The 10,910-nt window shown below is 55.0% G+C and carries 8 protein-coding genes; 4 read left to right on the plus strand and 4 right to left on the minus strand.

Annotated features, from left to right (window positions below; genetic code table 11):
* Positions 1-25 precede the first annotated feature (25 nt).
* Complete coding sequence (locus tag EGT74_RS12255) at positions 26-499, plus strand: CHRD domain-containing protein (protein WP_123846782.1); 474 nt, start codon at positions 26-28, stop codon at positions 497-499.
* 166 nt (positions 500-665) lie between these two features.
* Here EGT74_RS12255 and EGT74_RS12260 read toward each other — a convergent pair whose 3' ends face one another.
* The 4 genes from EGT74_RS12260 to EGT74_RS12275 all read right to left on the minus strand — a co-directional run bounded on the left by EGT74_RS12260 (position 666) and on the right by EGT74_RS12275 (position 7,375).
* A complete protein-coding gene (locus EGT74_RS12260) occupies positions 666-1,742 on the minus strand; it encodes a dipeptidase (RefSeq protein ID WP_123846783.1) in 1,077 nt (358 codons plus the stop codon).
* A gap of 4 nt (positions 1,743-1,746) precedes the next feature.
* Positions 1,747-2,895, minus strand: coding sequence for a D-TA family PLP-dependent enzyme (locus tag EGT74_RS12265; protein WP_123846784.1), 1,149 nt, complete (start codon positions 2,893-2,895; stop codon positions 1,747-1,749).
* A gap of 55 nt (positions 2,896-2,950) precedes the next feature.
* The gene (locus tag EGT74_RS12270; protein WP_123846785.1) at positions 2,951-4,276 is read right to left on the minus strand and encodes a gluconate:H+ symporter; all 1,326 of its coding nucleotides are present in this window, start codon (positions 4,274-4,276) and stop codon (positions 2,951-2,953) included.
* Positions 4,277-4,783: 507 nt separating this feature from the next.
* Positions 4,784-7,375 carry a M1 family aminopeptidase gene (locus tag EGT74_RS12275; RefSeq protein ID WP_220392848.1) on the minus strand — a complete coding sequence of 864 codons (2,592 nt, stop codon included), beginning with the start codon at positions 7,373-7,375 and terminating at the stop codon, positions 4,784-4,786.
* A 125-nt stretch (positions 7,376-7,500) separates the two neighbouring features.
* On the opposite strand from EGT74_RS12275, the gene EGT74_RS27295 reads away from it, so the two are divergent.
* The 3 genes from EGT74_RS27295 (at position 7,501) to truA (ending at position 10,340) form a co-directional block, all read left to right on the plus strand.
* Positions 7,501-8,010, plus strand: a complete 510-nt coding sequence (locus EGT74_RS27295; RefSeq protein ID WP_123846786.1) for a biotin/lipoyl-containing protein — start codon at positions 7,501-7,503, stop codon at positions 8,008-8,010.
* Between the two features lie 20 nt (positions 8,011-8,030).
* Positions 8,031-9,512 carry a DUF4476 domain-containing protein gene (locus tag EGT74_RS12285; protein WP_123846787.1) on the plus strand — a complete coding sequence of 494 codons (1,482 nt, stop codon included), beginning with the start codon at positions 8,031-8,033 and terminating at the stop codon, positions 9,510-9,512.
* A gap of 87 nt (positions 9,513-9,599) precedes the next feature.
* Positions 9,600-10,340, plus strand: a complete 741-nt coding sequence (gene truA, locus EGT74_RS12290; RefSeq protein ID WP_123846788.1) for a tRNA pseudouridine(38-40) synthase TruA — start codon at positions 9,600-9,602, stop codon at positions 10,338-10,340.
* Positions 10,341-10,910: the final 570 nt, after the last annotated feature.

A 10,910-nucleotide genomic window follows, 5' to 3' on the forward strand; every position in this document is an offset into this window, starting at 1 on the left:
CGTATACCTTTCTAAAGCGAACGCTATGAAAAAACTACATCTTTTGGTATTGATGATGTTGGGCATATTTTGCCTGGCTGCAGTGTCCTGTAAAAAAGACAAAGACGACAAAGACAATCTCTACACGGTTGAGAATGCCCCTATGAGCGGTGCGCAGGAAAATCCGGCTGTTACCACTACCGGCACCGGCAGCTTCGACGCGAGCTACAATCCGGCTTCCAAACAGCTAACCATTACCATCCGCTGGTCGAACCTTTCGGGTAACGCCACGCTGATGCATATCCACGGACCCGCCGCCAGGGGGACCAATGCCGGCGTATTGCAGAATTTCGCGACATTGTTTGCTACAGCCCCGGCAGGAAGTTTTACCACCAGTTTTGTCCTGAACGGCACCACCCAAACGGAAGCAGACCTGCTGGCCGGCAAGTGGTATGTGAACATCCACACCGCTGCCAACCCGGGCGGGGAGATCCGCGGACAGATTGAACTGGTCTATTAAGTATCCGGATGCATATTGACTGAATAACACGAACTGACAAAAAATGCCGGTTACGCTTGCTGCTTTCGGTAACCGGCAAAAAGCGGGCTCATGGAGCCCGCTTTTTTTATGACTTTCCGCAGCCGGGAGCCCGGCTTGCGGTGATGTGATGTATAACTGAAGAGAATTATTTCCAGGCTTCCAGCAGGAAGTGTATCCAGTTTTTGTGCGTGATGTTGTCGATGTCTTCTTCCTTGTAGCCGCGTTCGCGCAGGATGGCCGGGATCTTCTGCAGGCCGGCAATGCTTTCGAGGTCATAGGGTGATTGTTCCGTGCCGAAGGCCCCATCCAGGTCGGAGCCGATGGCGGCGTGGCGGCTGTTGCCGGCCAGCTGGCAGATGTGGTCGATCTGATCAGCTACCTTCTGCATGGAAACGCCCATTTTTTCCGGAGTGCTGACGCCTCTTTCCCAACCGGGCGTAAGCATCCAGGCGTCGAGGGCTGTGCCGATCACGGCGCCGCGTGCGATAAGCATGGAAAACTGCTCGTCGGAGAACTGGCGGTTGTGCGGCACCAGCACCCGGCTGTTGTGATGGCTGGCCCACACCGGACCGGAGAAAAGTTCCATGGCTTCAAAAAAACTTTCGTCGCAGAGATGCGTAGCGTCGAGGATGATGCCGAGGCGCTCCATTTCTTTGAGCAGTGCGCGGCCTTTTATGCCGAGGCCGCCATTGGAATCGGTGCCGTAGGCATATACGCCGGGGCCGTAGTGAGCGGGGCCGATGGCGCGAAGGCCGGCGGCATAGGCTTTTTCCACACAGGCCAGTTCAAAAAAAGAGTCGGCGCCTTCGAGGCTGAGTATGAAGCCGACGGGCAGCGAACTGGTATCGGTTGCGTTTTCCCAGAGTTTAAGATGCGCCGTGAGCTCGGAGGCATTGGTGATCTGTTTCATTTCACCGCGCGCTTCCATGGCCTGGTACCAGGCCAGCTGTCCCTGCGTTTGCGCCCAGGCCTGCTCCTGCGAGTGCCAGCCGGGCAGCGGGTTATCGAGCCCCACATACCGCGCGATCTGTGTGGCGACGCACAACCCCACGCGGCCTTTACGCATTTCGGGCAGCGACACGGTGCCGCGGCCGCGATCCGGTTTGTCGGTGAGGTGCTTTTCCCGGTCGCGGATGGCCTGCAACGGTTTGGTAAGGTCGCGGTTCCACTCCAGGGCGTTCATGCTCAGGTCCAGGTGCGCGTCGAAAATAAATGATTGCATATAGTTATTTGGTTGAGAATTTGGTGCTGTTGATGATTTTGCGGCCGCGTGCAATGGGCCAGGTGCCGGTGTGCACATCGCCCGTGATGATCTGCGCCTCGTTGTACAGCGCCACCGTGGGGCATACATGCCAGGGAATGCCGTATAATACATCGCCTACCTGAAGACTCTCCGCCTGCGAGGTTTTCACCACCAGGTGCTCCTCGCTCTGGGAAATCACCTCGTATTCTCCGAGGTCGTGAAAGAATACCCTTTTGGTGACGGGGTTTTCGGCGGACACTGCTTTATGCCCGAGGTCGAGCGTAACGTGGCCTTCGAGCGGTTTGGAGATCACGCGCGTGAACAAAATGGCGGCGGGCGTGAAGTGCTGCTCCGGCAGGGAGCTGCCGTACCCTTCGTCCCAGAGAATGCAGGTGCCGGGACTACAAATCACGTCCTTGCGCAATACATGAATGGGGAAGGTAGGTGTGCCGCCGGCGACGATTTCCGGGTTACCCATCGCAGCAGCCAGTTCCGCTACGGGTGCGAACGCCTCATTGCACTGCCGGGTGCGCTCCAGGAGGTCTGACTCACGCAGGTGCCCGTCGTACACATGCAGCCCGCGTACATGCAATGCCGGCAGCTGGCGTATTTCCTCGCAGAGGGCCAGCGCCTTGTCCGGCGAGATGCCGGTGCGGTGCATGCCGTTGTCGATATCGATGTACACCTGCGCCTGCAGCGGGTGTGCGTTGGAATGTTTCGAAAAGCCGATCGGTTTGCGGGAGTGCCGGATCTCGCTGAAAATTCTGCTCAGCAGCTGTGCGGAAGCAACATTATCCACGACGGATGCGAACGCGGTGTTTGGAAAACGGACCGCCAGTTCGGCGAAAGCCTCGGCGGTGGGCGTGTTGAGCTGATAGGCCATCAGTACGTCTTTCGCGCCGGTTTCCGCCAGCATCTGCGCTTCCGCAAAAGTGGCGCACTTGAACCGCTGGATGCCGTGTTTGCGCTGCATCAGCACCACCTGCGGCATTTTATGCGTTTTGACATGCGGCATCAGCCGCTCCGGGCCGCCGGCCATCGTGATCATTTTCCGGATGTTTTCTTCCACCAGCTCGTGGTATACCAGCAGCGCAGGAGAAGCCATAGCGGCCGGTTCTTTCAGTAAATACATGTTGAATTGATTAGCAATCCGCCGGTTTCATCACCGGCCGGAACGGTGCTTAAAGTTATCCAATAAATTGTTGCAATACCAACACGCCGGCAAGCCCGCATACGGACACGATGGTTTCCATCACCGACCAGGTGGCGAAAGTCTGTTTCAGGCTCAGGTTGAAATATTCCTTGAACAGCCAGAAACCACCGTCGTTCACATGGGAAAACATCAGGCTGCCCGCACCGATCGACAGCACCATCAGTTCCGGCTGCACGGCCTGGTGCTGGATCAGCGGCAGCAGGATGCCGACTGTGGTAAGTCCCGCCACGGTGGCGGACCCGACGCACACGCGGATAACGGCGGCAATGAGCCAGCCCAGTACCAGCGGGGATACCGGCAGGTCGCGCAGCGCCTCGCCGATGTAAGTATTGATCTGCCCGTCTTTGATCACCTGCATGAACACACCGGAACCGGCTATGATCAGCATAATGGGCGCCACTTCCTTGAAGGCGTTTTCCATCGACTTCATCACCGTTTTCATGCTCTGCCCGCGCCGCAGGCCCAGCAGCCAGGCGGCTACCAATACGGAGAGCAGCATGGCAATATTCGGGTCGCCGATCACAGCAACGGTTTTTTGAAAGGCGCTCCCCGGCTCTACAAAGGGATCGAGCACGGTGGTAATAGTAAGCAGTATCAGCGGGAGCAGGGCGGTGAAAAGACTGATGCCCAGCCCGGGCAGTTCGCTGGCGGGCCGGAAGGCGATATTGAGCAGCCCCTGTTCCGGGGTGATCAGCATTTTTTTGAGCCGGCTGCCGAACAGCGGGCCGGCGATGGCGATGGTCGGAACCGAGATGATCAGGCCGTACAGCAAGGTTTTACCGATGTCGGCGCCTAGCTGCTGGCTGATGGCGGTAGGTGATGGGTGCGGTGGCAAAAATCCGTGCGCGGTAGACAGCGCGGAAATCATGGGTATGCCGATGTAGAGCAAAGGCAGGCGGGTAGCCATGCCCGTGGCAAAAATCAATGGCACCACGATCACGAAACCGGCCGTGTAGAACATGGGAATGCCCACCAGCAGGCCGGCCAGCGCCATGCCCCACTGGATGTACCGGGTGCCGAATATGCCGATCATCGATGTGGTGATCTGCTGCGCCGCCCCGCTGTCTGCCACCAGCCGGCCGAGCATGGCGCCGAAGCCGAGGATGGTTACCAGCGAGCCCAGCGTGCTGCCGATGCCGGAGGAAATGGATTTGCCGATCTGCGGGCCATTCAGTCCGCAACTCAGGGCCAGTAAAATGCTCACAACCAGAAAAGACAGGAACGTATCCAGCTTCACCCACATGATCAGGGCGATCAGCAACAGAATCGACAGTATGACCAGTAAAACAGGAGAAATCATAGCAAGACGGTGGAATTTAGATATTCCCTCAATATAGAAAGAATTTGTCGATCGTTCCGTATGGGCCGCGTACAACATTTCCCTTGTAACGATCGCCGCGTATCGATCAGGCAGCCTTGGTGCCTTCATAGTGATATTATTTTGCCGGACGTGCTGTTCGCCCTCGCGATCCTGACAACTGTTGCGTGGCAGATTGGGCAAAAAGAGGTCATCCCCCACGGCCATGGCTGCTTTTAGCTGAAATGTCAACCTTGTTTGAGATGGGTGCAAACCTGGTCACGACCCTATGTTAAGCCTATGTGAAGCCTATGTCAAAACCTCACATAGGCTTCACATAGGCTCAACATAGGCTTAACTCAGCACTAAAACGGAGTGGACTGCCTGTTAAAATACCATGAGAACAGGATGGGAGGTGCATAAAAAAGGGCCGGCCCAAGCGGGCCAGCCCATCGATATCCTGCAGTTGAAGAGAGTGACACAACGGCGGCTGAACCGCCTTCCTGCCGCCTACTCCTCCGCCTTGCTTTCCTTAATTTTTTTGATGGCCTGTAAGGTATAGTCGGCCTGTTTATTCAGTTCGTTGCGCAATTCGCCGGACGACTGCGCGGCTTTTTCCTGTTTTTTCTTCGCCATGGGCGTAAGCAGGTTCACCATATAATTGTTCACCCAGGGATTGTTGAAGCCGGTCACCACATCCATCACCTCGTCGATGCCTTTGGTCACCAGGGCGGTATTGTCGACGGACGAGAGGAAATTCAGGTACAGGATGGCGGCGCCGATCTTTTCCTGGCCGGAAGTTTCCTCGAGGCGGGCGGCAAAGAAGGGTACATCGCTCTCATTGCCGTTTTTCGCGTACACGTTGGCGATGCCGCTGCTCAACATGCCGCGGGCGTCTTTTTCCATGGTTTTAGCCAGCTGGTATGCTTTTTTGGTATCCAGTTCGGCCAGTGCGCTCAGGGCCGTTCCTTCCACGAGGTAGGAGCGGTCTTTCAGCGCCGCTTCAAACAGGGATGTGTACTGTGCATCTTTCAGTTTGCCCAGTTGTTTGATGGCGGCGGCGCGTACCCAGGCCACGGGATCGTTTTTGGCGAGGTCCGTGAGAATGGGGAGGGCAGCGGTTTTTACATCATTATTATCCAGTTTGAGGCCGGAGATCGCGAGGGCGCGCAGGCCTTCATATTTATCTTTGGTAGCGGCCATCACCGTCGCACGCGCGGCGGCGTTGGTCGTGTGCTGCTTCATGGCGGCTTCGATGGCTTCGCGGCGGTCGAGGTAGTTCGGCGCGTTTTTATACTGGAACACGTACGAGTTCAGGTCACGGCGGTCCGTTTTTTTGAGGATGAGCACTTTGTCGGCGTCCACATTAATAAAATCGGGTTTGGCGCTTACCGCGAATGAGAAGGTATCTGCTTTTTCGGTGAGGCGCACCTGGTGGCGTTCTTTCTTGCCACCCGCATATACATCGATGGCAAACGGCAGGTCAAACACACGGTCGCCTTTCTGGGTGATGATCACTTTGGCGAGGCCGGCCTGGCTGTAGTCGTAGTTGATCTCCAGCGTGGGATAACCCTGGTTGAAGTACCACTGGTTGAAGAACCAGTTCAGGTCCTGGCCGGTCACTTCCTCCAGCGCCAGGCGCAGATGGTGCGATTCGGTGGCTTTGAAGGCATTTTGTTTCAGATAGAGGTTGAGGCCTTTGAAAAACGCCTCGTCTCCCAGGTAGTTGCGGAGCATGTGCAGGATGCGGCCGCCTTTCTGGTAGCTCACCGCATCGAACATGTTTTCCTTGTCGTGGTAATGAAACCGCACCAAATGGCGGTCGCCCTGGTATTCTGCGGATTCCATGTAATTGTTCATGGCGGTGTAGCCGTGCTCGTCGGCCGCATCTTTCCCGAACTTGTGCTCGAACCAGAGGTATTCGCTGTAGTCGGCGAAAGATTCGTTCATGGTAAGGTTGCTCCACGATTCGCAGGTGGCCAGGTCGCCGAACCAATGGTGGAACAGCTCGTGGGCAATAACGGATTCGCCCAAGCGGTCATCGTCGTCGAGCAGCTCGCGGTCGGTTTTCTGCAGAAAATCACCGTGGATGGTGGCCGTGGTGTTTTCCATGGCGCCCGATACGTAGTCGCGCACCACGATCTGCGAATATTTCACCCAGGGGTAATCGTACCCCAGCAGTTTCGAGAAAAAGGTCATCATTTCGGGCGTATTGCCGAAAATGGCTTTGGCGTGGGGAGCGTATTCCTTCTCCACGTAATAATTCACTTCCTTGCCGCGCCACTGGTCTTTTACGATGGCGAAGTCGCCCACGGCCATCATGAACAGGTAGGGCGCGTGGGGCAGCTCCATCCGCCAGGTATCTGTACGGGTACCGTCTGCGTTGGGTTTCTGGCTCACAAGTTTGCCGTTGGACAGCGTCACGTATTTTTTGTCGACCGTCATGCTGATTTCAGAAGTCGTTTTCTGGTTGGTTTTATCGATGGTGGGGAACCAGGCCGAGGAAGCTTCCGTTTCGCCCTGGGTCCAGATCTGGATGGGTTTTTTCGGGTCGGAGCCGTCCGGATTGATGAAGTACAGGCCTTTGGCGTCGGTGATGGCTTCGCTGCCCTTCACCTTCAACTCGTCCGGTTTGGCGGTATATTCCACGAAAACGGTATAAGATTCGCCGGATTTATACGTTTTATTGAGTTTAACACGAATTTCCTCGCCGTTATAATCGTATTGCAGCGGGGCCTGTTTGGCCGTCCTGAGCATGGCTTCGCTCGGGAAGCGGAGGGTGGTGCTGCCGGTGCCCTGGATAAGGGATACTTTTTTGATGTCCATCCCTTTCGCGTCCAGCGTCAGGCTGTCGGTAGGATAGAAATTCGGTTGCAGGGTAATCCAGGCCTTGCCGTTGAGATAACGTTTGGCATAATCGAAACGCACATCCAGCTTGGTATGAACGAGGTTGTTGATTTTGGTGGGAGATGCCCGGTAGATTTTGAGGGCGGGATCGTCTTTCTGGTTGTCCACTGTTTGGGCTAACACCCTGGTACAGAGCCCGATAACGGCGAGCCCTGTCATCACGATGCTAATCGTTTTTTTGGCTTGATGATGCATGCATTTGATATTTTGAACAAAAATAGCCCCCCGGTGGGAGGGTGAGGGTCAAATTTAAACAAATGGCCCAAATACGACCGCAAGCGGTTAAAATTGTTATTTTTGTATGGACTGGACAGTAAAATATGATTAAAGCAACAGTGAACGGCGCCCGGCCGTTTGAGATCGCCCCGGCCGGAGACGGTTCCGGCGGCGTGGAATGCAACGGGAAGCACGTAGATTGGCATGCAACGGCCCTGCCTTCGGGCGGTTTCAGTATACTGATGGATGGGAAAAGCCTGGTGGCGGAGGTGGTAAAAACCGACCCGGACACCAAAACCGTGACCCTGCAGATCAACCAGGCCGTTTACGAGGTGGCGTTGCAGGAGCCGCTCGACCGGTTGCTGGCGTCGATGGGTATTTCCGAAACCTCGTCGCGCAAGCTGAACGACATCAAGGCGCCCATGCCCGGCATGGTGCTGAAAGTGCTCGTAACGCCCGGCCAGGCCATCAAAAAAGGCGACCCGGTGCTGATACTGGAAGCCATGAAAATGGAAAACGTATTCAAGGCCGCGGCAGATGCCGTGGTGAAAGAAATCAAAGTAGCCGAGCGCACCGCCGTAGAGAAAGGCGAGGTTTTAATAGTGCTGGAATAATATTTGTTACAAGTAACATTATGGATCGAATCAAACTGAAACTGTTATATCTGTGCTGCTGCCTGTTTTTTGCAACCGGCCTCGCAGCCCAGGACCCGTCGTATTTCGTATATATCCAGCACGAAAAGCAGCAGCCTTTCTATGTAAAGCTGAACGGCAAGCTGCTGAGTTCTTCCCCTAAAGGTTATGTTATTCTGCCCCGCCTGCATGCCGGGAAAGTGCCGGTGACCATCGGTTTTCCCAAAAACGAAGGGCCGGAGCAGCAATACGTGATACGGCTTACAGGGAAACGCGATTACGGTTTCCTGCTGAAAGGCACCGGGGAGAAGGATTACGCGCTGTACGACCTGCAGACTTTCGCTACCCTGAAAGCCGCCGGTGGTCCCGTTCCCGAAACCGAAGAAACCCAGGTTGTGACCGTTGCCCGCATTTCCAGCGACAGCGCCACGCCCGAGCAGAAAGAAATGATGGACAAGGTGCAGGCCGATGTGGAGGCCGTACTGACCAAAGCGCCCGATACCGCGCCTAAAAAGAAAGGCGGTTTTGCCGAAGCTCTTGACAAAGTGGTGGTAGACGACCGGCCGGACGATATGCCGCTCGAAGCGCCCAAACCCAAAGCCAAACCCGTGGCTCCCCCTGTAGAAACGGCGCCGGTAACGGCAGCTGTGGAGGAAGTGACTGAAGCGCCCGTGAAAAAAGCCCGCGGTAAAAAGAACCGTTCCAAAGAGCGTGCATCGCTCACGGACGAAGAAAAGGAGCTGCTGAGCAGCGTGCTGGAAGATGAAAAGAAAGCCGCGGCCGACGAAGCGCTGAAAACCGCCGCCAATGAGGCTGCTCCTGCCGCTACCCCTGTAACGGAGGAGCCTGCTGCGGAGCCCGTTAAAAAAGAAAAGAAATCCAGGAAAAAAAAGGATACGGCCGAGCCCGAGTTCATTGACTTCGGTGCCGCGCCTGCCGCAGGCACGGCCGCCAAAGCCGTGGAGAAGGCCGCCGATGTGACGCCGGTAGCGGAGGAAGCAGCGGGCGAAAAAAGTGAAATGAGCGCCAAGGAAGCCCGGGAGGCCAGGAGGCTGAAAAAGAAAGCCGAACGCGAAGCAGCGGACCGGGAAGCGATCGTGAAAGATAGTCTTGCCAACGTTGAGTTTTACGGCAATGCCGAAGCGAAGGAAAAAGAAGAGAAGAAACCGTCCATAAAAATGGTGAATTCCGATTGCGGGAAAGTGCTCGAAGTCGATGCCTTCCGCAAACTGCTGCGCACCATGAACAGCAAGAAAAAGGATGAGGATATGGTGGATGCTTTCCGCAAAGGCACCCGCAGCGTATGTGTGAGCACCGAGCAGGTGCGCGCGCTCACGCAGCTGATTTCGTCGGAAGACAACCGGTACCAGCTGCTCGATGCAGCGTATCCCCGTACCTACGACTCGCAGAATTACAACAGTCTTGGCGATCTGCTGAGAGACGATTATTACAAAGGCCGCTTCAAGGCGCTGATCAAAAAGTAATACAACCTGATTCAGATAATACAAATGGTGAACGGCGGGAGCTTTGTTCACCATTTGTCGTTTTAAAAATCCCTACTTTCGCGCATCATGGCCAGGTATTTTTTAGAAGTTGCATATATGGGAGAGCGTTACAGCGGTTTCCAGGTACAGGAGAATGCGCGCACCGTGCAGGCGGAGATCGACCGTGCCGCCGGCCTGCTGATGCGTGAGCCCGTGGTTACCACAGGGTCCAGCCGCACCGATGCCGGCGTGCATGCGCAGCAGAACTTCCTGCATTTCGATACCGCATTGCCGCTGCATCCGCAGTTTGTATATAAGATGAATGCCATCCTGCCGCCGGATATTGTGCTGAAGGGCGTTTACCCCGTGCATGAGGAGGCGCACAGCCGCTTTCTGGCCACCGGCCGGGCTTATGAGTACACATTGTATAAATTCAAGGATCCGTTCCTGCGCGACCGGGGGTATTATTTCCCGTACCGCATGGATATGGACGCGCTGCGTGCCGCTGCCGGCATTATAAAAGAGTACCGCGACTTCAGTACATTTTCCAAGCGGAATACGCAGGTGAAGACATTCAACTGTACGATAGGGGAGTCTTACTGGACCGAATCCGATGGTCGTATAGTCTATAACGTGAGTGCCAACCGTTTTTTGCGCGGGATGGTGCGCGGGCTGGTGGGTACGATGCTGCGGGTGGGGCGGGGGAAGCTGACGCTGGAAGAATTTCGTGCAGTGATTGAGAGCAAAGACTGCACCATGGCTGATTTTGCGGTGCCGCCGCAGGGTTTGTGCCTGATGCGGGTGATGTATCCTGAGGGAACTTACTGAAGTGAAGAGATGGAGGTGTTGAGGGAGCAGATATACCTGATTTTACCGGCTGGAAAGTGAATTTCCGGCCTTTTTTTTGGGGAGTGGCGGAAGATTTTTCAAAAAATCCTGTTCCGATGAATCCCTTGATGGCAGGGCGTTACAGCTGTTTCTTGTTTTTACGGGGTGTGGTTTTTGAAAAATCTTTCTCAAAACATTTGGAAGTAAAGCGAAAAAGTCTCTACCTTTGCATCCCGCTAACAACGGAAAACACGTAGTTCTTTGCACAGTTTTTCTTCCTTCCCACATCCTTCAAATCGTTGCTGGCAGTGGTTTTCCGGGGTTACTTAATCAGAAAAAAAGATTAAAAATTTCTTCAGAAAAATTTGGTTGGAAATAAAAACTCTTCTACCTTTGCACTCCCATCGAAACAGAGTGATTGACACGGAGCGGGGAAACAGCGAAAAAGTTCTTTAAAACATAACAGGGATGCAGGCTTTAGGCCTGGAGGTTCGTAACCTTGGCATCTTACAATTTTAACCGTATGGAACTGCCGGAGGGCAGGTTCAGGTTAGGAAAGGTCTTTGAAAG

Origin of the sequence: Chitinophaga lutea, from assembly GCF_003813775.1 — a bacterium.
Classification (GTDB): domain Bacteria; phylum Bacteroidota; class Bacteroidia; order Chitinophagales; family Chitinophagaceae; genus Chitinophaga; species Chitinophaga lutea.

Coding starts and splice junctions, on each gene's coding strand:
- EGT74_RS12255 (WP_123846782.1), top strand. CDS start 26: ATGAAAAAACTACATCTTTTGGTATTGATGATGTTGGGCATATTTTGC.
- EGT74_RS12260 (WP_123846783.1), bottom strand. CDS start 1,742: ATGCAATCATTTATTTTCGACGCGCACCTGGACCTGAGCATGAACGCC.
- EGT74_RS12265 (WP_123846784.1), bottom strand. CDS start 2,895: ATGTATTTACTGAAAGAACCGGCCGCTATGGCTTCTCCTGCGCTGCTG.
- EGT74_RS12270 (WP_123846785.1), bottom strand. CDS start 4,276: ATGATTTCTCCTGTTTTACTGGTCATACTGTCGATTCTGTTGCTGATC.
- EGT74_RS12275 (WP_220392848.1), bottom strand. CDS start 7,375: ATGCATCATCAAGCCAAAAAAACGATTAGCATCGTGATGACAGGGCTC.
- EGT74_RS27295 (WP_123846786.1), top strand. CDS start 7,501: ATGATTAAAGCAACAGTGAACGGCGCCCGGCCGTTTGAGATCGCCCCG.
- EGT74_RS12285 (WP_123846787.1), top strand. CDS start 8,031: ATGGATCGAATCAAACTGAAACTGTTATATCTGTGCTGCTGCCTGTTT.
- truA (WP_123846788.1), top strand. CDS start 9,600: ATGGCCAGGTATTTTTTAGAAGTTGCATATATGGGAGAGCGTTACAGC.